General features: G+C 37.0%; 34 protein-coding genes. 14 read left to right on the forward strand and 20 right to left on the reverse strand.

Going from position 1 to position 26,817, the window contains the following annotated elements; genetic code table 11:
* Window positions 1-610: 610 nt before the first annotated feature.
* Window positions 611-1,072 (reverse strand): Lrp/AsnC family transcriptional regulator, encoded by a 462-nt coding sequence (locus tag M1F14_RS15430; RefSeq protein WP_042843960.1) that lies wholly within the window; start codon window positions 1,070-1,072, stop codon window positions 611-613.
* A 171-nt stretch (window positions 1,073-1,243) separates the two neighbouring features.
* On the opposite strand from M1F14_RS15430, the gene M1F14_RS15435 reads away from it, so the two are divergent.
* On the forward strand, window positions 1,244-1,855 hold the full coding sequence (locus M1F14_RS15435; RefSeq protein WP_048607063.1) for a LysE family translocator: 612 nt from the start codon (window positions 1,244-1,246) through the stop codon (window positions 1,853-1,855).
* Here the strand turns inward: M1F14_RS15435 and M1F14_RS15440 are convergent.
* Entirely contained in the window at window positions 1,852-2,418 is a 567-nt protein-coding gene (locus M1F14_RS15440; protein WP_042843962.1) for a HutD family protein, read from the reverse strand. The two genes, M1F14_RS15435 and M1F14_RS15440, sit on opposite strands and share 4 nt — an antisense overlap.
* 92 nt (window positions 2,419-2,510) lie before the next feature.
* Window positions 2,511-3,935 (reverse strand): PLP-dependent aminotransferase family protein, encoded by a 1,425-nt coding sequence (locus tag M1F14_RS15445; protein WP_048607059.1) that lies wholly within the window; start codon window positions 3,933-3,935, stop codon window positions 2,511-2,513.
* Between the two features lie 227 nt (window positions 3,936-4,162).
* Here M1F14_RS15445 and M1F14_RS15450 point away from each other — a divergent pair, with 227 nt between their 5' ends.
* From M1F14_RS15450 to zinT, 5 genes are all read left to right on the forward strand, one after another.
* Window positions 4,163-5,500: a cytochrome ubiquinol oxidase subunit I gene (locus tag M1F14_RS15450; RefSeq protein WP_048607058.1), complete on the forward strand. Its 1,338-nt coding sequence runs from the start codon at window positions 4,163-4,165 to the stop codon at window positions 5,498-5,500.
* Window positions 5,490-6,500, forward strand: coding sequence for a cytochrome d ubiquinol oxidase subunit II (gene cydB, locus M1F14_RS15455; protein WP_042843966.1), 1,011 nt, complete (start codon window positions 5,490-5,492; stop codon window positions 6,498-6,500). The genes M1F14_RS15450 and cydB overlap by 11 nt, the downstream gene beginning before the upstream one ends.
* Window positions 6,457-6,636: a DUF2474 domain-containing protein gene (locus tag M1F14_RS15460; RefSeq protein WP_048607056.1), complete on the forward strand. Its 180-nt coding sequence runs from the start codon at window positions 6,457-6,459 to the stop codon at window positions 6,634-6,636. Before cydB ends, M1F14_RS15460 begins: the two co-directional genes overlap by 44 nt.
* A 401-nt stretch (window positions 6,637-7,037) precedes the next feature.
* Complete coding sequence (locus M1F14_RS15465; protein ID WP_048607054.1) at window positions 7,038-7,877, forward strand: siderophore-interacting protein; 840 nt, start codon at window positions 7,038-7,040, stop codon at window positions 7,875-7,877.
* A gap of 197 nt (window positions 7,878-8,074) precedes the next feature.
* Entirely contained in the window at window positions 8,075-8,719 is a 645-nt protein-coding gene (gene zinT / locus M1F14_RS15470) for a metal-binding protein ZinT (protein WP_181469333.1), read from the forward strand.
* 67 nt (window positions 8,720-8,786) lie between these two features.
* On the opposite strand, the gene phoH is transcribed toward zinT, so the two are convergent.
* The 5 genes from phoH to M1F14_RS15495 form a co-directional block, all read right to left on the reverse strand.
* Window positions 8,787-9,572, reverse strand: a complete 786-nt coding sequence (phoH, locus tag M1F14_RS15475) for a phosphate starvation-inducible protein PhoH (protein ID WP_042843969.1) — start codon at window positions 9,570-9,572, stop codon at window positions 8,787-8,789.
* A 46-nt stretch (window positions 9,573-9,618) separates the two neighbouring features.
* The gene (locus tag M1F14_RS15480; RefSeq protein WP_042843970.1) at window positions 9,619-9,801 is read right to left on the reverse strand and encodes a hypothetical protein; all 183 of its coding nucleotides are present in this window, start codon (window positions 9,799-9,801) and stop codon (window positions 9,619-9,621) included.
* A gap of 267 nt (window positions 9,802-10,068) precedes the next feature.
* Entirely contained in the window at window positions 10,069-11,019 is a 951-nt protein-coding gene (locus M1F14_RS15485; protein ID WP_164975511.1) for an endonuclease, read from the reverse strand.
* Window positions 11,020-11,263: 244 nt separating this feature from the next.
* The gene (locus M1F14_RS15490; protein WP_042843971.1) at window positions 11,264-11,734 is read right to left on the reverse strand and encodes a threonine/serine exporter; all 471 of its coding nucleotides are present in this window, start codon (window positions 11,732-11,734) and stop codon (window positions 11,264-11,266) included.
* Window positions 11,725-12,534, reverse strand: a complete 810-nt coding sequence (locus tag M1F14_RS15495) for a threonine/serine exporter ThrE family protein (RefSeq protein ID WP_042843972.1) — start codon at window positions 12,532-12,534, stop codon at window positions 11,725-11,727. Before M1F14_RS15495 ends, M1F14_RS15490 begins: the two co-directional genes overlap by 10 nt.
* A gap of 196 nt (window positions 12,535-12,730) precedes the next feature.
* Here M1F14_RS15495 and M1F14_RS15500 point away from each other — a divergent pair, with 196 nt between their 5' ends.
* Entirely contained in the window at window positions 12,731-13,369 is a 639-nt protein-coding gene (locus M1F14_RS15500) for a TetR/AcrR family transcriptional regulator (RefSeq protein ID WP_042843973.1), read from the forward strand.
* Here M1F14_RS15500 and M1F14_RS15505 read toward each other — a convergent pair whose 3' ends face one another.
* Complete coding sequence (locus M1F14_RS15505; protein WP_042843974.1) at window positions 13,370-13,771, reverse strand: hypothetical protein; 402 nt, start codon at window positions 13,769-13,771, stop codon at window positions 13,370-13,372.
* A gap of 238 nt (window positions 13,772-14,009) precedes the next feature.
* Between M1F14_RS15505 and M1F14_RS15510 the strand changes: the two genes are divergently transcribed.
* The gene (locus M1F14_RS15510) at window positions 14,010-14,303 is read left to right on the forward strand and encodes a DUF5339 domain-containing protein (RefSeq protein ID WP_042844358.1); all 294 of its coding nucleotides are present in this window, start codon (window positions 14,010-14,012) and stop codon (window positions 14,301-14,303) included.
* A gap of 75 nt (window positions 14,304-14,378) precedes the next feature.
* On the opposite strand, the gene M1F14_RS15515 is transcribed toward M1F14_RS15510, so the two are convergent.
* The 5 genes from M1F14_RS15515 to M1F14_RS15535 form a co-directional block, all read right to left on the reverse strand.
* Window positions 14,379-14,816, reverse strand: coding sequence for a universal stress protein (locus M1F14_RS15515; RefSeq protein WP_042843975.1), 438 nt, complete (start codon window positions 14,814-14,816; stop codon window positions 14,379-14,381).
* Between the two features lie 171 nt (window positions 14,817-14,987).
* Window positions 14,988-15,323: a hypothetical protein gene (locus M1F14_RS15520; protein WP_042843976.1), complete on the reverse strand. Its 336-nt coding sequence runs from the start codon at window positions 15,321-15,323 to the stop codon at window positions 14,988-14,990.
* A gap of 121 nt (window positions 15,324-15,444) precedes the next feature.
* The gene (locus M1F14_RS15525; protein WP_042843978.1) at window positions 15,445-15,873 is read right to left on the reverse strand and encodes a universal stress protein; all 429 of its coding nucleotides are present in this window, start codon (window positions 15,871-15,873) and stop codon (window positions 15,445-15,447) included.
* Window positions 15,874-15,984: 111 nt separating this feature from the next.
* Window positions 15,985-16,422, reverse strand: coding sequence for a glyoxalase/bleomycin resistance/dioxygenase family protein (locus M1F14_RS15530; protein WP_042843980.1), 438 nt, complete (start codon window positions 16,420-16,422; stop codon window positions 15,985-15,987).
* A gap of 74 nt (window positions 16,423-16,496) precedes the next feature.
* Window positions 16,497-17,435, reverse strand: coding sequence for a Gfo/Idh/MocA family protein (locus M1F14_RS15535; protein ID WP_042843981.1), 939 nt, complete (start codon window positions 17,433-17,435; stop codon window positions 16,497-16,499).
* Window positions 17,436-17,593: 158 nt separating this feature from the next.
* Between M1F14_RS15535 and M1F14_RS15540 the strand changes: the two genes are divergently transcribed.
* Window positions 17,594-17,779 carry a hypothetical protein gene (locus tag M1F14_RS15540; protein ID WP_042843982.1) on the forward strand — a complete coding sequence of 62 codons (186 nt, stop codon included), beginning with the start codon at window positions 17,594-17,596 and terminating at the stop codon, window positions 17,777-17,779.
* Here M1F14_RS15540 and M1F14_RS15545 read toward each other — a convergent pair.
* Window positions 17,769-18,548, reverse strand: coding sequence for a YaeF family permuted papain-like enzyme (locus tag M1F14_RS15545; protein ID WP_042843984.1), 780 nt, complete (start codon window positions 18,546-18,548; stop codon window positions 17,769-17,771). The two genes, M1F14_RS15540 and M1F14_RS15545, sit on opposite strands and share 11 nt — an antisense overlap.
* 229 nt (window positions 18,549-18,777) lie before the next feature.
* The gene (sra, locus tag M1F14_RS15550) at window positions 18,778-18,966 is read right to left on the reverse strand and encodes a stationary-phase-induced ribosome-associated protein (protein ID WP_042843985.1); all 189 of its coding nucleotides are present in this window, start codon (window positions 18,964-18,966) and stop codon (window positions 18,778-18,780) included.
* Window positions 18,967-19,272: 306 nt separating this feature from the next.
* Here sra and M1F14_RS15555 point away from each other — a divergent pair, with 306 nt between their 5' ends.
* Window positions 19,273-19,917 carry a glutathione S-transferase family protein gene (locus tag M1F14_RS15555; protein WP_042843986.1) on the forward strand — a complete coding sequence of 215 codons (645 nt, stop codon included), beginning with the start codon at window positions 19,273-19,275 and terminating at the stop codon, window positions 19,915-19,917.
* Window positions 19,918-19,960: 43 nt separating this feature from the next.
* Here M1F14_RS15555 and M1F14_RS15560 read toward each other — a convergent pair whose 3' ends face one another.
* The gene (locus tag M1F14_RS15560; RefSeq protein ID WP_181469237.1) at window positions 19,961-20,311 is read right to left on the reverse strand and encodes a hypothetical protein; all 351 of its coding nucleotides are present in this window, start codon (window positions 20,309-20,311) and stop codon (window positions 19,961-19,963) included.
* 413 nt (window positions 20,312-20,724) lie between these two features.
* Here M1F14_RS15560 and M1F14_RS15565 point away from each other — a divergent pair, with 413 nt between their 5' ends.
* From M1F14_RS15565 to catA, 3 genes are all read left to right on the forward strand, one after another.
* Window positions 20,725-21,420 carry an aspartate/glutamate racemase family protein gene (locus M1F14_RS15565; protein WP_042843987.1) on the forward strand — a complete coding sequence of 232 codons (696 nt, stop codon included), beginning with the start codon at window positions 20,725-20,727 and terminating at the stop codon, window positions 21,418-21,420.
* Window positions 21,421-21,736: 316 nt separating this feature from the next.
* Window positions 21,737-21,985, forward strand: coding sequence for a helix-turn-helix transcriptional regulator (locus M1F14_RS15570; protein WP_042843989.1), 249 nt, complete (start codon window positions 21,737-21,739; stop codon window positions 21,983-21,985).
* A gap of 193 nt (window positions 21,986-22,178) precedes the next feature.
* Entirely contained in the window at window positions 22,179-22,820 is a 642-nt protein-coding gene (gene catA, locus M1F14_RS15575) for a type A chloramphenicol O-acetyltransferase (protein WP_042843990.1), read from the forward strand.
* An 85-nt stretch (window positions 22,821-22,905) separates the two neighbouring features.
* Here the strand turns inward: catA and M1F14_RS15580 are convergent, their stop codons facing one another.
* Together M1F14_RS15580 and M1F14_RS15585 are read right to left on the reverse strand one after the other, a co-directional pair.
* On the reverse strand, window positions 22,906-23,046 hold the full coding sequence (locus tag M1F14_RS15580) for a hypothetical protein (protein ID WP_164975491.1): 141 nt from the start codon (window positions 23,044-23,046) through the stop codon (window positions 22,906-22,908).
* A 282-nt stretch (window positions 23,047-23,328) separates the two neighbouring features.
* A complete protein-coding gene (locus M1F14_RS15585; RefSeq protein ID WP_042843991.1) occupies window positions 23,329-23,565 on the reverse strand; it encodes a YgdI/YgdR family lipoprotein in 237 nt (78 codons plus the stop codon).
* 880 nt (window positions 23,566-24,445) lie between these two features.
* On the opposite strand from M1F14_RS15585, the gene ttcA reads away from it, so the two are divergent.
* Entirely contained in the window at window positions 24,446-25,360 is a 915-nt protein-coding gene (gene ttcA, locus M1F14_RS15590) for a tRNA 2-thiocytidine(32) synthetase TtcA (protein WP_181469236.1), read from the forward strand.
* 256 nt (window positions 25,361-25,616) lie between these two features.
* Here ttcA and zntB read toward each other — a convergent pair whose 3' ends face one another.
* Window positions 25,617-26,600: a zinc transporter ZntB gene (gene zntB, locus M1F14_RS15595; protein WP_042843993.1), complete on the reverse strand. Its 984-nt coding sequence runs from the start codon at window positions 26,598-26,600 to the stop codon at window positions 25,617-25,619.
* Window positions 26,601-26,817 lie beyond the last annotated feature (217 nt).

Genomic DNA, 26,817 nt, shown 5'->3' on the forward strand with positions numbered 1-26,817 from the left:
GAAATATTCGCATTATATTTTTTTGATTAATACTAGTATAAGGAAGGGATATAAAATGATGTTGCGCAGGATCAAAAAAAAAACCATTTCATTACTGACATATCAAGCAATTAGATTACGCTATCAGTAGTATTGATTTATAAACCCAACAGTTACTATTATTGAGCCAAATACCTAATCAAAAAACGAACCGATATATAAATAAGTACATTTCACATTCTCACACTAAACAACAACGCTACTATTTCACCATAACTTTTCTCTCTATATATTAAAATCAATAATTATATTTCAATTTGTAAAATTAATTTTCAAAATACAATTAAATATCACCTACCTATAGTTAAACAATATTTAATAAATAAAAATTTTATTTTATATTTTACTTATTGTCTTTTCTTAAAATACTAAATAATATATCGGTTACTATTATTGATTCGTCACAACCGCCATAATGCCTGATGCAAGGCATATTATGCCCACTATTTTAATTGTTAAATCAAAAAAATGGGGAAATCAGGCTATTTTTACTTACCTGATAACACTGTAGAGCTAACTGAATGTGCCCCAACAAAATTGATAAAACAACAATAAACGATTAGCGATACTGTCATAATGGTAATGCATAAGTCACTTTAACTGTTTCCATTGGCACTTCAGTCTTAATACTTTGAATACTATTAATTTGTGTCAGATGGTCGGCATGGAAACGGCGATATGATGCAAGATCATGTGTCACAATACGGACTAGCGCATCACATTCCCCTGCCATTAAGTGGCATTCAACAACCTCTGGCATTTGCTTTATCTCTTGGACAAATTGATTGATGGTGTGAGCATCCTGCGTTTTAAACCAAATACGCGCAAATAAAGATAACCCCGCCCCAATCTTAGCGCCATCAAGCACCGCAACGTAACGTTTTATCACCCCAGCTTCTTCCAATAATTTAACTCTGCGTAAACAAGGAGAAGGGGAAAGCCCAACTTCTTTAGCTAATTCAATATTTTGAATTTTACCGTCTCGTTGTAAAACCCGTAAAATATGTTTATCTATGGCATCAAGTTTTACCATATTTTCACCTATTGAATCTGAGTGCTATTTTTAAGTTAATTTTTGATATTTAATATCAAAAATTAACGCTTTACAAGCAATAAAAAAACCCAACACTATCGATACATAGTTATAATTTTATTGCGACTGGCCAGTTGTGTTAAATAAAAATAATCAACATGAGGTATTCAAATGGAGTTACAAACTTTGCTGTTATTTAGCGCAACTGTGATCCCTCTGGTATGTACACCAGGACCTGATCTGCTGTTTATTTCTGCTCAAGGTCTTTCCGGCGGGGCCATTGCTGCTTGGAAAGCTAATTTAGGAATTATTATGGGCTATATGACCCATGCTATACTTGCCGCATTAGGGTTATCAGCGATTGTTGCTGCCTCACCAGCCATTTTCCATACAATTAAATGGGTAGGTGTCGCGTATGTGGCTTATCTCGCGGTTTGTATGCTGCTATCAGCCATCAGAACACGTGAAATATGCATTAAAACAGCCTCGACAAAATCAATCATCGGCAAAGCCTTTTTGACCAGCTTTCTCAACCCTAAAGGTCTCTTAGTTTACTTCGCCATCTTACCTAATTTTATCCAATTAAATGAAAGTGTTGCTATTCAATCGTTGATCTTGTCTGCCACTTTTATTTTTTCTTGTATTGTTATTTACGGTGTGATCGGAGCATTATTTGCGTCCATGCATAACAAGCAAACTTATAATGATAAAAAACGCCGCATAACCGAAGGTGTTGCAGGGGGAATGCTGACTTTTGCTGCAATTGGCTTAGCAACCAGCTAGTGAGGCAACAACTCAATCCAAATTAATTTGCTATCGGTGCTAAGTGGCTTAACCTCCCCTTCACCGATATCAGGAAGCCACCAGCCCCCTTGCCCTTTTGCCATTATGTTACAATTTCCACCAAAAACCTCCCACTGGCCCTCAAGTACATAAACAAGACCTGCTTGGTTTGCCGGTAACCTACGTTTTTCAGTCACTAAATAATTTTTAACGCTCCACCTATCTTGCCGAAAAATAAAATTCAATAATTGAGTTGAGGGTTGCTTTATATTAACTGCGCAATACTGCTGAGCAGAAAACTGAATACTGTCACCCACTTGCCCTAGTGGATATTCAACACCCTTGTTATCGGTTAATGAAAGCGGCTGTTTATTAAGCAAGATAGCTAGCCTTTCGCCTTCGGCATAGCGTTTTAAGTAGCTATCTTTATTAATCGTTGCAATACTTGCACGTAAAGAGTAATCCGATGCGACAGGCCAGCAAAAAACCTCTTGGCTAAACCCCCCGCCATCATTCCAATCAAGGATAGGTAACTCCGTCATATCAAAACATTTTATTTTCACATTACCCCCTATGCTGCCATTGGTACTTGTGGTTTTAGCTTAGATTGGCAAAGTTAGTCTCTCAAGGCAATGAATTAACAACAATAATGTGACTATTCGCGCCTCTCATTAATTAAATAGTGACATAAACGACCTAAAGTTTTCATGGCCTCTTCTACTTGCTCGTTCCATGTAAATGAAGCATTCAGACGAAATGCATGGTTGAACTGCTCGCTCGTTGAAAACATACTACCAGGCGCAATACTGATCCCTTCTTTAAGAGCCAATTGATAAAGACGAATAGCATTAAAAGGTGCTTCAAATTCTAACCACAAAAAATACCCGCCTTTAGGCATATTAACTTTTACTGAAGCCGGCATATATTTTGCTATGGCCCCGAGCATCTGATGTTGACGTTGCTCCATAGTTTGCCGCAGTTTACGCAAATGATTGTCATAACCGCCCAGAGAAAGATACTCAGCAATCGCCAATTGAGTCGGTACACTGGCAGAAACTGTGCTCATCATTTGTAAATGTTGAATTTTTGTCGCGTGGTGACCAGCCGCAACCCAGCCAACCCGATAACCCGGCGCTAAACATTTGGAAAATGAAGAGCAATGGAAGAAATTACCTTTGGTATCTAAAGCCTTAGCAGGGATGGGTTGTTTATTGCCAAAATAGAGTTCACCGTAAACATCATCTTCAATTAACGCAATTTGGTGTTTATTGAGAATATCAACTAAGCGCTTCTTGTTAGCCTGTGGCATCGTGCCGCCAAGGGGGTTTTGATAGTGAGTCATTAACCAACAGGCTTTAATTGGGTATTTATTCGCTATCTCTTCAAGTGCATCTAGGTCGATACCAAAGATAGGGTCAGTTTTGATAGCTATTGCTTTGAGTTTTAAACGTTCTATCGCCTGTAAAGAACCATAAAATGCTGGAGACTCGATAACAACCCAGTCCCCTGGTTGCGTAACTGATTGTAAGCTAAGAACTAAGGACTCCATCGCCCCAGCTGTAATGACAATTTCATCGGGTGCAACGTGGATCCCTTGAGTGGCATAACGTTGGGCAATATTACGCCGTAATTGCTCATTCCCCGGTGGAAGGTTCGCTGGTGTATTAAATTTTGATAAGCGCCTTGCCACTGAAGCTAGCGATTTAGCAAGCTTTGGTTCATCTAACAGGGCGGGTTCTGGAAATGCGGAGCCAAATGGGATAATATCTGGGTCCTTACAAGCTTGTAGCACACCAAAAATAGAGGCGTTAATCTCTACATTCTCATTTAAATGTAGCCCTTTTCCTCCCTTTGCCGCAGCAAATGAATTATTACGGTTAGCCACATAGTAGCCTGATTGCGGGCGAGCAACGACCCAACCTTGGCTTTCGAGTAATTGGTAGGCTTGTACCACGGTCATTAAACTCAGACCTGATTGCTTAACGCTTTCCCTAAGTGAAGGTAATCTGTCACCAACTTGCCAGATATGGTCTTCAATTTGTTGACGAATTTGCGCTGCTAACTGTTCATATCTCGTCATAGCCGCCTCAACTGTTATAGTTAATTTCTCAATAATTGTTACTATTATAGTTTATCGTCTCATGTTCTACTTATCCACACATTCACCTGACTTTTTTTAACTATAAGCACAAAACATTTTTAGCTGTATTCCGGCGTTAACGATTTTTTGCTAGGGATAAGCGCTTCGATTGTTATCACCAAAGCTTTAAATGGGCGTGCCATTAACATTTCCATTCAGGGGTCAATATGTTTGGACTAAGTGCGTTGGAACTCGCCCGTATTCAATTTGCGTTTACGGTCTCGTTCCATATTATTTTTCCCGCCATTACGATTGGGCTAGCGAGTTACCTCGCTGTGCTTCAAGGTTTATGGCTTAAAACTCGTGATGAAGACTATATAAAGCTGTTCCATTTTTGGTCAAAAGTTTTTGCGGTTAATTTCGGAATGGGTGTCGTTTCTGGGTTGGTAATGGCTTATCAATTTGGGACTAACTGGAGCTTCTTCTCTGATTTTGCAGGCGGTATTACTGGGCCATTACTAACTTATGAAGTCCTCACTGCATTTTTCTTAGAAGCGGGTTTCCTTGGTGTAATGCTGTTTGGTATGAACCGTGTGGGTGAAAAACTTCACTTTTTTGCGACTTGCATGGTCGCACTCGGAACCATTATCTCAACATTCTGGATCTTAGCATCTAACAGCTTCATGCAAACGCCACAAGGCTTTGAAATCATTGATGGTCGTATTGTACCCGTTGACTGGTTGGCCGTTATTTTCAATCCATCCTTCCCTTATCGCCTACTGCACATGACAACCGCAGCATTCCTTGCGGCAGCTTTCTTTGTCGGTGCTTCTGCTGCATGGCACCTACTAAAAGGTAACAAGTCCAGTGCCATGAAAAAGATGTTTTCCATGTCACTGTGGCTAATTTTGGTATTAGCCCCCGTTCAAGCTTTGATTGGTGATGCACACGGCTTAAATACATTGAAACATCAACCAGTTAAAGTTGCAGCAATGGAGGGCCATTGGGAAAACAAACCCGGTGAAGCGACGCCACTTATTTTATTTGGTATCCCCAACCAAGAAAAAGAAAAAACGGAATACGCTATCGAAATCCCTTATCTGGCAAGTTTAATTTTAACACACAGCATTGATAAACAAGTGCCAGCGTTAAAAGAATATGCACCAGAAGATAGGCCAAATGTGTTTATGGTGTTTTGGTCATTCCGCGTCATGGTCGGGCTAGGCTTGTTAATGATAGTTGCTGGCGTGTGGGGGCTTTGGCTGCGTTATCGTAAAAACCTTTACGAGTCAAAAGCATTTTTACGTTTTATTTTCTTCATGGCACCTTCTGGTTTAATCGCTATTCTTGCAGGGTGGTTTACCACAGAAATAGGCCGCCAACCATGGGTTGTCTATGGGTTACAGCGAACCGCTGATGCTGTTAGTGCACACGGTGAAATGCACATGAGTATTAGCCTAATCGCTTTCTTTGTCGTCTATGGCAGTGTATTCGGTATCGGTTACATGTACATGATGAAATTAATTCGTAAAGGTATCGCGGAGGACACAACTCATGGGCATTGATTTACCTCTCATTTGGTTTGTCATCATTGTATTTAGTATGTTGATGTATATCGTAATGGATGGCTTCGATTTAGGTATAGGGATCTTGTATCCAGCCCTGAAAGATAGCCAAGACCGCGATTTGATGATGAATAGCGTTGCCCCCGTATGGGATGGCAATGAAACTTGGCTGGTTTTAGGTGGTGCCGCCTTATTTGGTGCATTCCCACTCGCCTATGCAATTGTATTAGATGCTCTTTCTATCCCTTTAACCTTCATGTTATTAGCGTTGATTTTCCGAGGTGTTGCTTTTGAGTTCCGCTTTAGAGCAGACGAATCGCATCGTCGACATTGGGATCATGCCTTTATTTGGGGGTCTATTTTCGCCACATTTGTACAGGGTGTGGTTGTCGGGGCATTTATTCAAGGCTTCCATGTTGAAAACCGCGTTTACATGGGGGGCTATTTTGATTGGTTTGCGCCGTTCCCACTATTTTGTGGTTTTGGCTTAGTCGTGGCTTATGCGTTGCTCGCTTGTGGCTGGTTAATCATGAAAACTGAAGGCCACCTACGCCGTACCATGTATCGTATCCTGCGCCCATTAACCTTACTGATGTTAGCTGTTATTGCAATCATTAGCTTATGGACGCCAATGTTAAATGAAGCTGTGTTTGACCGTTGGTTCTCACTCCCTAACCTATTCTTCTTTTTACCTGTTCCATTACTAGTATTAGGCTGCACTTGGTTGATCTTAAAGAGTGCTAAACGCCAGCAACATGATAGCGTGCCATTCTTGGCGGCACTTTTACTGATTTTCCTTGGTTTTACTGGCCTAGGGATCAGTATTTGGCCAACGCTCATTCCGCCAGTAATTAGCTTCCGTGAAGCCGCTGGTCCACCGGAAAGCTTGGGCTTTATGCTCGTTGGTGCATTATTCATTATTCCCGTTATTTTGGTTTATACCTATTGGAGTTACTATGTCTTCAGAGGAAAAATTACCCCAGACCAAGGCTACCACTGATAACGTGATAGCCTCACCTTGGTGGAAAAAACTTGGTTGGATGGCGGTCATTTGGCTAGGGAGTGTATTCGCGTTATTCGCATTCTCTTATCTATTTAAGTTAATGATGACCGCCGCCGGAATGAAAGTGAAGTAGTTAACCTATTGAATGCCGTATAGTTTATATACGGCATATTTTATAAATACGCTGAGTGCATTCAGTGAGTCAAAAGAGTTCATTGCCTAAACGTTACAACGTAACAAAGTACCTTTTTACATATTCAGTCAATTTTTCATGCCTTCAAATGTATTCTTACGACCATACTATACCGCTTTATTTTACTGATTTATCGATTAACCCCTGCTGAATAGTCATCCCATCGCTATTCCTTAAGTGGCGGCTATCAGTACAGATCAATCACTCAATTGACTACCGGTTAATAAAACACAAAAATCCTCCCCACAATCATAGACTATGTATTGCAACTTTTCGGCATATTCATGATAATGATAATAATTACCATATAATAAAATTATCATTAACATAGGAGATTGTCCGTGGCTACCGAACAACCCGTTGAAAAAAATATCTACCGCCCGGCTCCACCACAGCTTATCCAAGTTAAATCGATTAGGGATGTCAGCCCTTCTATCCGTTGCATTACCTTCACCGGAGAAAAACTCAGTGCTTATCCTACAGGTTGTGAAGGTGGGCATCTGAAAATTTTTCTCGCTCCTGATTTAAAAAGCCAGCCAGCATTACCTGTATTAACAGAAAAAGGTCGTAGTTGGCCAGAAAATGAGCCCCGCCCATTTGTGAGAACCTATAGTGTGCGTGCTATTCGACCTGAAATAAAAGAAATTGATATTGAATTTGCAATGCATGATGGCGTGACAGGCCCCGCTTATCTTTTCGCTCGGGATGCAAAGCCGGGTAATTGGATGGGGATCACCAATCCTGGTGGTCCAGACCCACTCTTACCTATTAGAAAACACTATTTTATGGCTGGGGATTCTAGCTCATTACCAGCCATTGCCGCATTACTAGAAAAAATGCCTAAAGATGCACAAGGTAAAGTTGTTTTACGGTTAGATAGCCAAGAAGATATTCGTGAATTAGAAAAACCACAACATGTTGAAATTATTTGGATTTGTGGTGATATCACTAAAACGGATGCGTTAATCTCTACTTTTAAATCATGGGACATTCCAACCAGTGATACTGCTTTTTGGATTGCCGGAGAAGACCAAATAATTCGTGATTTACGCCGTTTTATTCGTCGTGAAAAGGGTTTTGGCCGTGAAGATATTTATGCTATCCCATACTGGCGTCATGGCTATGATGAAGAAGGTTACCATCATGAACGCCACGCCGTAATGGATAACCCAGACGATTAAAACCCCCTCTACTCGCTTATTAGCCCTAATAAGCGAGTTTATCTACCCCACCAAACTGTCATTCACAAACGCCACCATTTTATTGCATCGCTTAAAAATGACGTTAAAACACTTTTTATTACCATTAATGTTATGTTATAACATACCCATCATTTTCTTATCCACTCGATAAAATAGGGAAAATTATTGTGTACAAAATGGCAATTCTAAAAGCGAGCTTATGCACTGTTCTTGCTGTAACCAGCTTTACTGCAACTTCTCATGGTTCACACAGTCACGCTCATCCCCAATCAGAAAAAGCACTTCAAGCTTCCAAAGGGGTTTTTGATGATGCTGATGTCAAAAATAGGTCACTGAGTGATTGGCAAGGTATTTGGATATCCGTCAACCCATTATTATTAAATGGAAAACTTGATGAAGTGCTCGAAAATAAAGCGAAAAAAAATAAAGATAAAACCGTTGAAGAGTACCGAGAGTATTATAAAAAAGGCTATGCAACGGATGTTGATAGCATCGGTATTGAAAATGACATTATCGAATTTACCCAAAATGGTGTCGTAAATAGCTGCCACTACACATACTCTGGTTATAAAATACTGAATTACGTTTCGGGGAAAAAAGGTGTTCGCTATTTATTTGAGTGCCAAGACACAAACTCGAAAGCACCAAAATATATTCAATTTAGCGACCATATCATTGAGCCGCAAACCTCGGGCCACTTCCATTTATATATGGGTAATGATTCGCAAGAAAAATTATTAGGGCAACTAGAAAATTGGCCAACCTACTACCCTTATACTTTAACTGATGAACAAATTGTGCACGAAATGTTATATCACTAATCAACCGCTTTCAGATTAAACAAGATGCCCCGTAATTAACCACGGGGCATCAGCAATAATGACGATATTAATGGTTATAAGCCAACAATGCCTTATGACACAATTGTGACCGAACACAATCTTCAATCGTGAAATTCACCATTGAGACCATTTCATCACTACTAAAACGTTGTAATGCATCTGCCAACCCTGATGGCACATTCTCAGGTAAATCACATTGTGTGACGTCACCATTAACAATTACCGTCACATTCTCACCTAATCGGGTTAAAAACATCTTCATTTGTGTGACTGTGACATTCTGCGCTTCGTCTAAAATTACAATCGCATTTTCAAAGGTTCTACCACGCATATAGGCAAATGGCGCTATTTCCACCTTAGCAATTTCAGGACGTAAACAATATTGTAAAAAAGAGGCTCCTAACCTTTTCAGCAAAACGTCATAGACAGGACGAAAGTAAGGTGCAAATTTTTCCGACATATCCCCCGGTAAGAAACCGAGATCTTCCTCCGCTTGAAGAACAGGTCTTGTCACAATAATCTTATTGATATCTTTATGAATTAACGCGTCCGCAGCAAGTGCAGTACTTATGTAGGTTTTCCCACACCCCGCTTCACCATTAGCAAAAATTAATTGCTTATGCTTAATGGAATTAATATAGAGCTTTTGAGCGTCATTTCTTGGCAAGATAGGAGATTCATCACGACGTTCTTTTGCCATACCAATAGGCTCAATGCCTGTAAATTCAGCAAAAGACGCAACATTATTCATATCAAACCGACCAGAACGGTCTTTACGTGATGAACGTTTCATTTCACGACGTGCCTTTGTTGCAGCTTTCTGTCTACTCATAGTATTAACCCTTCCAGGTATCAGTGATGTCAATTCAAATGACGGACTATTCAAAACAGAGAGGAGCTCCCTTCAAGCTCATAGTTAATGGTGGAACTTGTGCTTGGCGATATAATTTCATTTCAGAAAAGTCACCAATAAAAAAACCGGTTACCAATCTCACCATGACAGTTCCATGATGGAGTGGTAACCGGTTTTGCATACACCTAAATAAACAATTATTTCCCATTAGTTTCTCCTGTGACAGCGATACCTTTAAACTAATGAATCTGTATGACATTAATATGACAAACTGCAACATTTTTTGAAACCCGATGAGCTCATGTTTTTGCTACAGTTTTTTATTTACATTAAATATAGCGTTATTTTTTTTCGAAAAGCAACATTTTTCTAACATTTTTTAATGGTTTTGTGATAAAAAAACATTTGGTGTCATAGCTAAAAAATAAAATAAGCTAATCAAATAATTACCTAGTTAGGTGAAATAAACATATCGTCAACGTGGTTTACAATTTCCCGCTAATATAAAACCAGCTGCTTTAGCCTCGGCCTCTGTTGCAAACATTTTAGCATTTTTATCTGCGGTGGTTTTAAAGCCTGAACAGTGTGAAAAATGGTATTTTTTTGAGTTAATGTTGCCTTTGATTTCATAGGATTCAGGTCTATTTGTCACTCGTTGCTGATTGTGACTATAAGTGGATGATGACGGTTGTGAAACACGCAACCCTTCCCCTGTATTTTTATGATTTAAACGCCATTTTTTTTCCCCTGTCACAAATGGATTATGATGCCCCATGACTTTTGCTATTCGCTCATCTCGTTGCATTTCCCACTGACTAGGCGGATATTTTTCATCCCAAGCCATTAATAATTGTTGCTGTTGGCGTGACATCGATAAATTATAACGGTCATGCATATAAAAATAGACACGAGCAACTTGGCCTTTGACTTCATTACGGGGCTCAAACACCCTCTGTGCAAAGTCTACACGGCTCTGGCACATTCCATACGGATAAGCTACATCATTGCCCAATTGCCCAAAACGGTAATTGCTTCGGTCACCATTAACTTCCCCTATGGATGGAGCCAAATTATGCAAATCAGCCTCCATCATCCCAAATACTGGGTCAGTTGAAACACAATTTTTTCTGCCGCCTTTTTGCCAACATTGTCGTTGATGCCCAAAGACCCACGCCGGAACAATATGCTCCCATTCAATTCGTTGAGCACGTGTTTGCTGTTTACGCACTTGGTAGCCGCAGGAGGCTAAATCAACTTGTCCACCGCTTTTGCCAGACCATTCCCACTGACAACCACAATATAGTGTCCCTTCGCCCTGTTTATTTTGGTCTTTATACACCTGATTTTTACTGAGAACTTTAGCTTCTGTAAACGAATTTGGTGATGAAAATGCAGGAATGGAAAAAAGAATAATTATAAAAGGAATAAAACGTTTAACGTATTTAAATACACTGGATTGTTTCAAAATAGCACCGATGACTAGAATAGCAGCAAAAAATAAGAATAAGGTGATAGGATTAACGCTAACACCTTAAAGTATATAAGAAAATATACATCTATTCTAATCAAATAAAAACACAAATGGTATCAGGAGTCACTCAATTTTATCTATTAAAACCATGATGAGAATTTATGCAAAGTTAGTAGAAACTGTTACTTTTAATTTATCATTAAACACTCGGCCTTTTGCGGTAAAGCCATAAGCCAGGTAACGAGATACCAATAGATAATGCCCCAACGATAAAAGATGCTTTGAGAAAATTAGTGACTAAAACCTCAATTAACTCAGGGTTATAACCAAATTGAGAGATTTTCACGACCGAAATCATCGCAATATAAGCACTAATTCCCGGAAACATCGGTATCACCGCAGCGACAGTAAAAACCTTAGGGTGTGCTAACCACCAGCGAGACCACTGAATACCAATCACCCCAACGAGTATAGCGGATACAAAACTGGCCCATTCTATTTGTAAACCAAATTCAATTAATACAATTCTAGAGCCATAACCAATCGCGCCTAATAATGCACAATATTTTAATGCTCTAGCAGGAACATTAAATACCATAGCAAAACCTACCGCAGGGATTGCAGCTAACGCCATCTTTTCAGCTAATTCAAGTAGAAAACTTATGCCCATTCTCTTAAATCCCATATTGTCATAGCAACTACCACACCAATACATGTCGCTAATGTCAGCAAACTTGCCATGGTCCAACGTGCAACCCCTGTATTGACATGCCCTTTGAACATATCAGCAACCGCATTGATCAACGGAAAACCAGGCACTAACAGCAATACGCTTGCTGCCATCGAGATGGTTTCTGTAACCGCCAAATATGGGATCTTCAACAATAGGCCTGAAACGGAGGTGGCAACAAACGCAGTCATACAGAAATTAATCAACGGGTTCATTTGGTGAGACGTTAAGACTTGGCGAATATACATCGCACATCCACTGGCTATAAATGTAATCAATGCACTTTCCCAGCCCCCGCCATTTAAGGTACTAAAACAAGCACAAGATAATGCCACCATGAATACCATTAACCATCGGGGGTAACGTAACGGTTTAATTAACGACAGTTTTTTCTGCAGTTGTTTACTGTCTAATAAATGATGCTCTACAAGGATCACCGCATGTTGAACCTCAGTAACAACATGCATGTTAATCCCACGATCAATAATACGACGAGTGGATGTTAAACAACGCCCATCAATAATTGTGGTCAATACCAGTGAATTCGATGAAATTGCACTATCAACCTGACTTGCCCCAAGAGCAATACCAACACGTGTCGTAAGTTGTTCAACTAACATACTTTCGGCACCATGCTGTAAGAGAAGTAAACCACACTCGATACACAGCCTGGTTATTTCTCTCTGCTTATTAATTGATTCATTCTCGCTGACGTTTTGCTCTGTTGCACACCCTACCATCTCGTCCCCCCTAATGACATCCATTCAGATATCGACTTAAACATGTTAACCTCTAAAATATCATAGAGCTAAACATACGTTGAATTTATGATCTCTTTCAGGTAAAAGCGCGAATAAGGTGACTTGATTCAAACTATTTTGGTAAAATTGATAACATTATTTTGTTGTTGAGTAAAAAGGGGAAGATTAATCATTTATGAATAACCCATTAGTGGCTAAAACCCCAAAAGGGAAACGCCGTAATCAAGCATTAATCACTGCCGCTGCTGATATTTTTCTTCAGTATGGTTTTGAAGGGGCGACTTTGGATATGATTATTGAGCGGGCGGGTGGTTCTCGTTCTACCCTGTACAAAAACTTTGGTGATAAAGAAGGATTATTTGCAGCCGTGGTTGCCGCTATGATAGATGACATCTTTATTGAGCCAAATGAAAAAGCTCCAAAACTCGATACCATTGAAATGGTTTTATCATTTTATGGTTCCCGCTTTCTCTTGAATGTCCTTAAGCCACAATCCATTGGTTTATATCGGCTAATTCTTGGCGAATATAACCGATTCCCCGAAATCAGTCAGGCCTTTTTTGAACAAGGCCCTGTAAAAAGCTACCGTTCACTCACACAAAAACTCAGTCAATTACCTGATGTTAAAGTGGATGAAACAACACTCCTAAGTATTTCTTCCCGTTTCCTAGAAATGTTAAAAGCGGATGTATTCATTACAACTTTTTGTGTCGCTGATTTCAAACCTAGCGATGAATTTATTGAACAACAAATCACCCTTTCTGTTGATATCATTGCCAGCTATATACGCAAAATAAGTTCCACTGCAATATAACTAAATTAAAGCTAACTCAGCTTGCTCTTTGGCTGTTTTAACATCAACGGCTAACAAAACTTCAGGACCATACAATTCTGATAACATAGGTGCCATACGTTCTTTTTCTTCTTTATCGCTGCCATCTGGTTGCAACGTCACAATCATGGCACGGCAATGTTGTTCCATAGGTTCTTTTGCATATTTTAGCCAACGGCGTACATATTTCATCCCTTCCATATCTTCCCTCGATGGTTTTTCTTGCACGGCAATTGGCGGATAAACCAACACAAATTGCTCTCTTCTCGCTAATAGTAAATCCATTTCCTCTACCCATAAGCGTGTTTCATCCATTGATGTAGGAAAGGTATTCATTACACAGACAGGCCAGTTCTCTGTACTGACCATAATTTTATTTGCCATAGTTATTCTCTCATACCAATAAAGTGTACTTGAATGTACACTTTTTCACTGCACTAAGTCAAGAATGATTATCATTTCTATTTTGCAAAATATGCTATAACGCCAAGTTATGGAAAGGAATAGTCTTAATATGTATGTAATTTTTATATCTTAAAAACATTAGCAACCTTTGAGTGGTGCGTTTTTTTATATGGAATGTTATCCTGATTATATTATGACTTTTAAAAGCGAAATTATGATGAAAAGAACTCTTCCGTTAATCTGTGGTCTATTTGTGGCTCTAACCGCTTTTAATGCAAGTGCAGGGCCAACATGTGATACCTATTTTAAAGAAATGAATGATCTGGTTAAACAAGCAGAAGAACAATACAAAGACGAAGCTAATGCGGGAGAGCAAATTGCCTTAATGAAATCCCAATTAGAAGAGGCGAAAAAGGCATTAGCAAGCTACCCCGATGATGCCCAAGAGCAAGCCTGTAGCCAAGCCCTTAAAGCTATTGAACAAGCGAAAGAAGCGGTCAAAACGAAGTAGTTTCGTTCATATATATCACCTAAAAAAATACAGCCTAGAATTAGGCTGTATTTTTATTCTTACTTGCATTTCTTTCTAGCGAACAACAAGTACTGATATTTTAGCGTAAGAAACAATACCTGAAGCATTAGAACCTAATAAATGGGTTGAAATACTCGGATTACGAGAACCTATTACAATTAAATCAGCATTAATACTTTCAGCTTCTGATAACACTTTATCTCTTGGTGAACCAAATTCAACCTTATAAGTGATTTTGTCTGAAGGGTAATCAATTTTTTCAATAATTTCTTTTAATTGCTCTTCAGAACGTTCTACTGCTTTTTTAGCGAAAGAAGACAGTAAATCATAATGATAACTATAGCTCATAGAGAACCTTGAAACATCAGGTACTGAGTGAAATAAGTGAATTGTCGCATTAGTCATTTTAGCCAAGTAAACAGCATGTTTTAATGCGTTATCTGTTAGTACATCTTCAGATATATCCACGGGAACCAAAATTGTCTTATACATATGATGCCCTCTTTAATTGTGTTTATCCTCTTTTAAACCGTATTTTAGTTAGTTTTTACGATTTAATCGTTAGGAAGTGCGGGTGAATATTTACTATTTCATCGATAAAAGTATAGTATTTCTATTGTAAAAAAGCTGTGAACTTCCCTAACATTACGACAAAAAATAGACCTATTCTTCTAAATGCCATTTATGCAAAATACGATGAATAAAGGGTGTTACAATCAAGCCAATACTGATAATAAAAACACTTTGTAGAAATAAACCATAAATAGCAATAAAAAAGCGACCAGCACGCGTAATCGGTGCAGGCTCTATTGGTTGCCCACTTAGCATTGATAATGCATTTAGCATTGACTCAATCAGTGAGTGACCTTCTATACAATAGAAACCGATAATACCGGGCAATAACCCGAGGAAAAACACCAAAAGCGATAACAAATAAAAACGCAAAACTCGAAGCAAGAAATACTCAATACGTAATAATTCTTTTGAAAATTTTTCCATAGGGATTCAAAAATTCCTTACTATAAATAAAATAGATTCTATACTTTACCCACTAAATTTATAACTAAAGAAATCCTATTTAGAAAGAACCTACATTTATAGGTAGGTTCTTATCTGTAAATTAACGAACAACAAGCACTGAAGTTTCTGCGTAACGAACAATACCCGCAGCTGTAGAGCCTAAAAGATGAGTCGTGATATTCGGGCGGCGTGAACCAATGACAATAATATCAGCATTGATATCCTTTGCAGTATTAATCACTTCATCACGAGGGGAACCAAATGTAATGGTGTAGCTAACATGATCATGAGGTAGATCTATAGAATCCATTAGCATTTTCATATCCTCTTCTGCTTTAACTGTTGCACGGTCTTTTATTTCCATGTAACCCAAAGCATAGGCATTAATAATTGCAGATGATATAGGCAAAACGTGAATAAGATGAATGTTAGCACCCGATTGTTTTGCAAGATTGACAGCATGACGAACCGCTTTACTGGTTAATTCATCTTCAGTTAAATCAATAGGGACCAGAATCGTTTTATACATAACCCCTCCACAAAATAGTTAAAATTAAGATTTACCATAAAATTATAAACAATTAGCTAAGAATGTCTCTCATTCACAAAGATAAATGAGATCTCTAGCGATAATTTAAAACTATTCTCTTAACCAAGGTGTAACTGTTAATCCAATAAGAATACCTTCAGGACTTAACAAACGAGTTACCGTTTGTCCCCAAGGCTCAATTTGATTAGAGACTAATAATTTATAGCCATGTTCGAGGCAAGTTTGAGTGATTTTATCAATATCTGAAACTTCAAATTCCATCCAACTTTGGGGGATAGGAATTTCAACTGGCCATTGTCGTTCTTTAAAACAAGACAATGCTGCTTGCTCAATCGGCCAAAGTGCAAAATGTTTAGTTCCATTGAGAGCATCTTGCTCACAAGTCAAATACTGACTCCCCTCTTCTATTGGTTTTAAGGGCAGTTTTAGTACATCCAAATAAAAATGCTGACTCATTGGGTGATCAACAACAATGGGGCCAAAACCCGCAATAAATAACACCTCTGAACTATTTGTTAAGTTTAGCATATGGGGATCTCACTATCATGGCTGCTGAAATAAAAAAATGATAATCGACTTTATATTTAACTCTAACTATTTAATTAAGTATTCGCCATTTGCTTTGATTCTAAAATCATTTTTTCAACCAGCCTTTGAGCCATAATCGCCTGCTCACCACTGATCAATGGTTGAGACTGGTTTGAAACCGAGTCAATAAAGTGACGAATTGCCCCATCGAAACCACGTTGTAGTAAGGTTGAATCCCAACTTCCGGGATTTGCCTCATGAATACCAGTGCCGTCTTCACTTCGCCAATGATTCATATTGGTTATTTGGTGTATGCTATCTTCTGCCACAGCAATCAATTTCTCTTGTTGGCTCCCAGCTTTTCGATGCATAGATGTCGTTAGCCAACATAGCCCTGCTTGTATATGGTGTTCCGCGTAAAAAAGTTCACCTTGTGATGTTGCTTGAATATTTCCACTGATTAATTTCGCCTCTGAGTCAGCCCCCGCCATCCAAATTACGGTGTCGACCACATGCAAGTAATCATCTAATAATGTGAACCTAACATCTTTTGGTCCAACACTGTTCGTACGATGTTTTTCCATACGAAGTGAAGAAATATTTTGTAAGTCATATTTTAAAGCCATGTAGAAAGGTGAAAACCGGCGATTAAAACCAACCATTAACCCTTTCTGTCGAAGGTCTGCTAATTCAATTAATTGCTCAGACTGTTCAATCTGCTCAGTTAATGGTTTATCGACATAAACATGCACATTTAAATCTAATAACCTTTTTATGACCTCATAGTGGCTTGCAGTAGCACTATGTACAAAAACCGCATCACACTGCTGAGCGAGAGAATCAAGACGACTAAATAGCTCTATTCGATATCTGTCACAAACTAATCTGGCTTTCGATTGATTCGGCGAAAATGCGCCTATTAATTCCCAATTATCTTCCTTGGTTAAGATGGGTAAGTACGCCTTTTGCGCAATTGAGCCTAAACCTACGACACCAATTTTTAGTTTTCTCATACTGAATACACTCTTTAGTCGATTATCTAGGCTGAAATAATCGCATTAAACGATTTTTTTTAAATAAAATTATTAGTAAAAACACAAAAAAAACAGCTTAATTAGCATTAACCAGTTGTTTTTCATGCATAAATAAAATAAATCAGTAGAAATAAAGAATGAGTAGCAATACAAAAAAAGGGGTTGATTTATTAAATGAGAATGGTTATCTTTTACCTCGTGAATACTTGAGTAAATTACTCAAGTTTATCACAAACGACATTGCTCACATTGCTTCCAGTTTAGCAGGCCAACTTAATACGTTGGCCTTTTTTTTGCTTGTAAAACAATGCGCTATTTTTTAAAGATAGCGTTACTGAAGCTCCACGATTTCAAATGGCCAACATAAACTAAGCGCTGAGTTGGCATAAACGTTGGCACATCCCCTGTACGCATATGTAATATATCTGCTGGGGTTATCCATGATGAATTTCCTTCAAATAAAGGAATACCTGCATATTTGTATGCATCAATAACGAACTGAGAACAAAAGAAACCATTTGCTTGGTCTACGTCATCACCTAACTGGACTTTAGCTAACGTCTGTAGACAAAAATTGCGTATTGTTTCACCAATTAATGGTAGTTCACATATTCTTTTTGTCACCATCCAAGGGGCTATCATCACAATACCTTTATAATTATATTTACGCCCATCATTACGCATCGAAAATTCACGTAATTTATCTGCGTGTAGTGATGTAAGACCCGACTGTCGCAATACCACCATATTATTCGAATCCCTTACGGCTTGGTTCAATGAAATAACTCTCACACCACTGCCAACAGATTCAGCAACCTCACCAAGTCCCAAATAAATAGATGCATGACTTACACCACTAATACTAAATAGCCTAATTCCCCACGAGTTTAACCCTGTCGCTGAAGACAAAAGAATATCGCCAGGCAACATGTCGGAAACAGCAAGTGGTTCAACGGAATCTTTAATAGGAATAGTATTGGCATGTTGGATACTGAATTTTAAACGATTTGTTTTTTCATCTGATTTAAATTGAGTAGAACACCCTGTTAAAAACATATAACACAAAAACAACAACCAACAGTAAGATTTCATCCAAAAGCGCCTAATCGTAATCATTATTTTTCATTTTATACAATGGATGGAATCTTAACGTTTAATTATATTTCTGACTACAATTATTGTTATAAAAAATTATATTCAGCTAAATATGATTAATTTATTTCGTATTAAAAATAGGATAAGAAATGAGTTTTTTATTAAAAACTAAGTGAAGAGTGTTATTTTAACCCCCTAGAGGGTACTAGAGGGTTAAAAATAATAATTAACCGACTACATATTCAGGGTAAAAAACGGTAATTGAATGATATGTTTTCTTTTCTGTTGATTTGTTTTTTTGGACTGCTACAGCAATATTATCTTTAGAACCAATAGACACTCGAATATTCTTCTTAGAACGGCTCAATTTGTAAGGCATACCTAATAAACGACGTGCGCTATTATTACTAACCATTATCGACTCCTTAAACTACTAAATTAAAATTCATTAAAAAAATGAATATCAACAAATATAGTCATCGTTGACCACAAAGGTTTTTTTTGTTTTGTATCAATAACAAAACCAACTACAACTCAATTAGTATACCATTAATATAAATATATATAATCCAGTTATTCTAATTAGTTCACACCCGTAACTACATCTGAGTTTTATTTCAATCACCGTAGGCGGGGTTATCGCAATAACTATAAAAATACAATTGCATAACATAACTATCTATGTTATTTGAATATTATTATTTTTAAGGGGCTAGATAAAATGTTAAAGATATTAGGTCGAACATCCTCAATTAATGTTCGTAAAGTGTTATGGACAGCACACGAACTGAACCTTGAATTTATTCATGAAGACCAATGGGGAAATACAGAATCTCTAAAACAACTAAACTACTTAAAACTAAACCCTAATGCACTCATTCCAGTATTAATTCATGACCAAGGAGCATTATGGGAAAGCAATACAATATGTCGCTATTTAGCAGCAACAACCCAACATGAAAATATATTACCAACAGACCCTCTTGCTAGAGCCGAAGTTGAAAAATGGATGGATTGGCAAAGCGCTGAACTAAACCCTGCTTGGCGAGCCGCTTTCATGGCCCTAATTAGAAGAGACCCCTTCTATTTACAACACTATGAGCTAGTAGAATCCAGTATTGTTTTATGGAACGAAAAGATGCTAATACTGGATTCTGTTTTAGCACAAAATAAGACCACAAAAAACCACTACGACTACCTATGCGGGGAGTATTTTACCCTGGCAGATATTGTTGTAACACTGTCTATTCAGCGTTGGCTACTAACACCTTTAAATCGGCCGAACACTCCATTTTTAATCGATTATTATCATAGAATGATAAACCGCCCAGCAGCATTAAAATGTATCGACCCAAACACCGCCTAGCATTGCCTTATAACAAGCTACTGACAGCAATAAATACAAATAGCTACGATAACGACTCTAACGGAGATGCTGGGCTAGAACATTTGTCATGCCAAATTTGGTTGACCTGTTCTGGCAACAGTATTTCATGACCGCCATCAACAAATGGAATGGAAATATCCATTCGACCTTCATCATTCGTATACGCTTTAACGATAAAACGTTTAAATCCGTCAGGCTTATCATTTTTATACCGATAAACTTCCCCACATACATAACCAACCTTACCTTTATCGGCAGTATAACGAGCGAAGTGATATTCTATATTTCTAAACTCAGCGGCTTGCGGGTATGCCAAAACATCATTAACATTCTTTTTGACTTGCTCAACTAAACTTAATTGGGTTGGCTTCATATATAGTGCCCCTAATAGAAAAGCAGCACCAAAAATAAGTATCGCAATGATTATTTTAAAAAAATTCATTTGATGGTCGCCATTACCTTACCAATATTATGCATGTGATTTCATTTATGATAATAACTGTATATCATTTAAAATCCATCTTTAAAACGTAAATATTGTTAACTTAGCTCATTTTATTTGATTTTTATTACATCAACAGCCAAAGACCATGCAATAAGTAATGTTTAAATGAAATTAATACCATACATAAGCCAAATATAAAAACAGATTAAACTTAGGTTTAAGACCATGCATATTTTTATATAAGTAAAAAACAGTCATCTTTATAATGCTATCGCATTGTGATTATTGATAAAATATTAGTATAGTCAAAACTAAAACTGTCAGTTATACGGAGCCCCACAATGAAAACAATTGGACTTATTGGTGGTATGAGCTGGGAATCTACTCTGCTTTATTATCAACAACTTAATGAAGGCATTAAACAACATTTAGGTGGCTTACATTCTGCAAAAATTATTTTATATAGTGTAGATTTCGCCGAGATAGAACACTACCAAGCCAATGGTCAATGGGATTTGGCAGCTCAATGCTTAGCTGAGGCAGGGAATCGTTTAAAGCTTGCAGGCGCTGATTTCCTTGTTCTATGTACGAATACAATGCATAAAGTTGCCACGGCAATTGAAATGGAAACTAACCTCCCTCTACTACATATTGCTGATGCAACAGGTGAGCGGATAGTACAATATGGTTTAAAAAAAATAGGGTTACTGGGAACTTCGTTTACTATGGAGCAACCTTTCTATAAAGATAGGCTAACAAATAAATTTAATTTAGACGTATTAACACCTAATCTTAATGATAGAAAAATTATTCATGAGATTATTTATAATGAGCTTTGTTTAGGGAAAATAAACCAAGCATCAAAAAAAGAATACCAACGGGTTATGTCATCATTAGTACAACAAGGAGCCGAAGGGATTATTTTCGGATGTACTGAAATTACATTATTAGTTAATGAAAAAGATACCACAGCCAAAGTATTTGATACGACAGCTATCCATGCTCAAAAAGCGGTGGAAATCGCATTATCTATTTGATTATCAGGGTAACAATAGATACTGCCTTTAATACCATTAGAAGGTAGTATCTACTAATTAAATCTAATCTATTCAGCATACTTATTAGTGTAATAAGCATAATTTATCATTCATCATGATACATCCTACTAATTTCAAACATATAGCACATATAAAATGTCATTAAATTTTGATAGCCAAACTATTCAAATTAAATTAGTTTAAATTAACATTGCTTATTAATAACTTTAATCTTTCATTTTACAGATTATTACCCATTGAATATTAATTTTCATCTACGATAATCACTAAAAAACTCACTGAAAAAATGGCTATTATGAAGAAAAACAAAGTTGGTAACATCGTATTAGGTAATTTTATTAAGGAAAAACGTCTAGAAAGTCAATTAACGACAAAGCAAGTAGCAGAACTGATTTCTGTTTCTGAACGCGTCTATATAAAATATGAGGATGGTTCCCTATCTATATTTATAGACCACCTTGTATTACTTTCTAAGATATTCAAGGTTGATCTTAAGGTGCTGTTTGATATTTATATTGATGCAGAACCATCTTCTAAATTATAGTATTACCTTTATGACTGTACACTAAGGACGCTCTTATTTAGATTATGTCACATTTAACTCGACAAGATGTAACTATTCAGTAAAATATTAATCTATTATAACCATTATACAGGGGGCTATCATAATGTTACCAAAAGCAGAAAAACTCCCCTTCTAATAAAAAATTTCCATTTATTATTAGAAGGGTTTAAAAGTGAATTACATAAAATTTAACGTTGATACATGGCAACGTAAAGAGCACTTCCATGTATACGACCAACTTATAAACTGTGGTTTTAGTTTAACAACGAAGATAAATATCACCAATTTAAAAAAGCAAATAGATTCAACAAATTATAGTTTTTACCCAATTATTATTTATTTGCTATCACAAGTGGCAAATACCTATGATGAGTTTAAATTAGCCAAAAAAAATGGTGAGCTTATTTTATGGGATAAAATTAACCCAAGCTTTACAATTTTCCACCAAGAAACTGAAACATTTTCTGCTTTATGGTGCGAGTATTCTGATGATATTTGCCAATTTATGGAGAATTATCATCAACAGTTGATATTGTACAAAGATAACCCCAAATTATCTCCTCAGCCAATACAAGCTGACAATCTCTTTTATATATCATCTTTGCCATGGGTAGAATTTGATAGCTTTAATTTGAATATCTCTGATATAACAAAAAATTTCGCCCCAATTTTTACTATAGGGAAATTTTACAGTGAGAACGATACATTATTACTTCCACTAGCAGTACAAGTACATCATGCTGTCTGTGATGGTTTTCATGTTGGTAGGTTTCTCATGAGATTACAAAAACTGTGTGATGAATTCACTATTTAGTTCTATTTAACCAGTCAGAAGGAAGTTAAACCTTCCTTCTTTCCAGATAAACACAGGCGATAACTATTAATATGGTGCAGAATTTTTACCCTATAAATAGCCAACTGATAAATACCACATCACCTATAGCCCCACTTTGAACGATATATTCTACTGGGGTGACCACCATTTTTATGGTATTTGCTATAGTATATGAAATCAACTCCATCGGGTTTATTGTAGGCATGTTTCCTCCATTTTTATCTAGGTTAATCACTTGTTTATTAGTATTCAATCAGATAAAAACTATAAATTTTTCTATTCCATTTTTACTTAACCACACCAACTTCTATCTTAGTTGTACCATCATATCCCTTCTAGCGACATTATTGTACTTTGGAGGTTTCAATTACCTATCCGAACAAATAAAAAACCTCTACATAAAGAGGTTTTTTATCACATCAATGACCTAGCTAAAGTACATCGATGAATGCGATTAAATTAACACCAAAACAATATATGAACTTAATTAATTTTGTAACTCATTCATATTTTTTATTTGGTCTCTGTTTATCTGCTCAATCTCACCCGTTTCAGCATTTTTATAGGAAACCAGTCCTGTTTCGCTATCCACTTCAGGTTTTCCATCTGAAATAATAGCCCGGCCGTCAACAGTCTCTATTTTTTGATTTGATGAACACCCTGCGATACCCATCACTGATATAGAGGCGAATATAAAAATGGCAAATAACTTTTTAATTTTCATATCTATCTCCTAATTCAGTTAATAACAACGCCTACATATATTAAATATAATATATAAGTCGAAACTTTCAAGTAAATAGATTAAAGTATCAATATTAAAATTAGGTTTATCAACTTTTTATTTACCAAAAAAAACACCATAACTAATTGATAGTTAACAAAAAAACAAATCCAACAACAATCATCAACTTACACTATTACTCATTATATTTACAAATATAACGGTAACTTTATAAAAAACAAAATTAATAACTAAATTAAAATCATAATATTAATCACGCGTTGTTAATTAAAACTATAGGGCATTTTTTGTCACCCCTCTATAAAAATAGAAATATTAATAGCGGTATATTTAATAACTCAAATCTAATATAAGCTATATTTGGACTATTTTTACATAACTCAAATATTTTTAGAAAAAATCGCTCGTTTAATATAATGAACTCAAAAAATTAAACAAAGTTAACTAGCTGTACGATAGTATTAACCCTACATTTTTAGCTCTACCATTTTAGATTGGACTTCGACTCATCAATTAGAGCTTACCCATTATTTTTCAAGTTAATGTACCTCCTCAAGTTGCTTGCCAAACTATCACACTAGTCAAGAAGCAAGACACATAATAAAGCTTTTTTACTAATTAGTATCGAAAGCCCCCAACCATCTGCTATCATTACAGGCTAAGAAATTTCTATGCTAGGAATGTTTTTTAGTTTTGTGTCTGTTAGCTATTTATTTCTAATCTTGGGACTTGGTTTTTTTGATTTTTTCAGGCAAAAATAACCGAAAAGTGACACCCAGCCATGAACATCACAAAGCTAAAAAACAATTAATTTACAGCTAATTGCGTAACAACCAGCAACAATGAAGAACAATTTAGAATGACAAACAATAAAGAACAATACAACTTAAACAAGCTGCAAAAAAGGATCCGCCGTGATGTCGGCCAAGCGATCGCTGATTTCAATATGATTGAAGATGGTGACCGGATAATGGTTTGTTTATCCGGTGGCAAGGACAGTTATACCTTACTTTCCATTCTACAAAGCTTGCAAAAAAGTGCACCAATCCAATTTTCATTGGTGGCTGTAAACTTAGACCAAAAGCAACCGGGTTTTCCTGAACATATTTTACCCGCCTATCTTGACAACCTTGGCGTTGAATACAAAATTGTTGAAGAAAATACCTATGGCATTGTTAAAGAAAAAATTCCGGAAGGCAAAACAACCTGCTCCCTATGCTCCCGTTTACGTCGTGGGATCTTATACCGCACAGCCACAGAATTAGGCGCGACAAAAATAGCGCTTGGTCATCATCGTGATGATATTTTGCAAACCATGTTCTTAAATATGTTTTACGGTGGTAAATTAAAGGGTATGCCACCTAAACTAATGAGCGATGACGGAAAACATATCGTTATTCGCCCTCTGGCTTATTGCCGTGAAAAAGACATTGAGCGTTTCGCACAAGCTAAACAATTTCCCATCATTCCTTGTAACCTTTGCGGTTCACAGCCAAACCTGCAACGGCAAGTGATCAAAGAAATGTTACGTGATTGGGATAAACGCTACCCTGGTAGAATTGAAACCATGTTCCGTGCCACCCAAAATGTTGTTCCATCTCATTTATGTGATACCGAGCTTTTTGATTTCAAAAATATTTCTCACGGCGATGACATCATCGATGGTGGAGATTTAGCATTTGATCGAGAAGAAATCCCACTACAAGCTTTTACTGATAAAGATGATACCCCAGATTTTATTACACAACGTCTTGATATCGTAGAAGTGAAATAATTAACCTATAGCCTCCATAACGGAGGTTATTTTTTGTCGGATTTTAAGCAAAAAAAAGCCGATGTAATCAACATCGGCATTACAGTGGTCAATTATTCTGTATAAGAACTCAATATGAGAAAAACTACAATTATGGAGCACAACGTTCATCGCTCAACGTTGCATTCACCTGCAGGACTTATACTGCCCTAAAACCCCATTGGTTTTATTGATTTATCTCAAACTAGGTTGGGTTATAAATAATAAGTCATCAATTTTAGAGCCAACGGCTTTTTCTCAACCACCATAAGACCGTTCCAATTAAGATCGCCAATAAAACACAAAAGGCGCTAAAAGCAAAACGGAACTCATTTCCTGGTATCCCGCCTAAATTAACACCAAACAACCCTGTCAAAAAAGTAGTGGGTAAAAATATCATCGCCATTAATGACATTGTATAGATACGACGATTCATCATCTCTGTCATCATATTAGTTATCTCATCAGAAATAATCGCGGTACGAGCGATAAAACCATCGAGATCTTCAATACAGCGCCCTAATCTATCTGATATTTCTTGAATTCGACGACGGTCGGTATCATCTAACCACAGTAATTTTTCAGTCGTTAAACGTGAAAACATATCCCGCTGAGGAGCCATGTAACGGCGAACTACAATAATCTGCTTGCGAAGTAAAGCAAGCTCCCCTCTTTCCGGAATTTGGCCATTTAATATAAAATCTTCCATATCAATTAGGCGTTCATGCAGAGAGTCAGTAAAATCACTTATTTCATCCGTAATCGAATCAGCAACCTCAACTAACCAATCCCCCGTACTTTGTGCGCCCACGCTTTGTTTTAAATCATCGATAACAGGGTCAAGTGAATTAACTTTTCGGTGGCGGCTTGAAATTATCATCCGGTTGTTAATGAATACACGAAAAGCAATTAACTGCTCAGGGCGCTGACCGACATTAGTATTTAAGGTTTGCAGTGTTAATAAAATACCATCACCAACCCGGATCAACCGCCAACGACCAGAATGACCTGATAGCGCTGATTTTACTTGGTCATTAAATAAACCCGATTGTTGGATCCAATTAAAACTTTGTGGGTCTTTATAATCGTAATGAAGCCAAAATGGCGATTGCTGACTGGCACTCGCATTAACATCAAGTGGCAGCAGCCCACCGTCCCCATTTAACTGAAACGCATGTACAGGATTTGAGTTTTGAAATAATGAACCATAAATCAGCCCCATGCAATTTCTCCCTTTTATTAACAATATGTTATTTTTAATCGAATAAATGAAGTATTGCAATTATTTCAAGGCGATGTTTGAAATCAAAAGCGCAGAACAATAAAAACCCATAGAAGACAAATAGACCATGATAAGTAGTAAAATATCGCCATTTTTGCTAAAAAAAGACACATCGTTGACACAAACGAGCAATAAAATAACTTATAAATTTTTTATT

The organism is Providencia sp. PROV003 (assembly GCF_045040775.1).
GTDB lineage: Bacteria > Pseudomonadota > Gammaproteobacteria > Enterobacterales > Enterobacteriaceae > Providencia > Providencia huashanensis.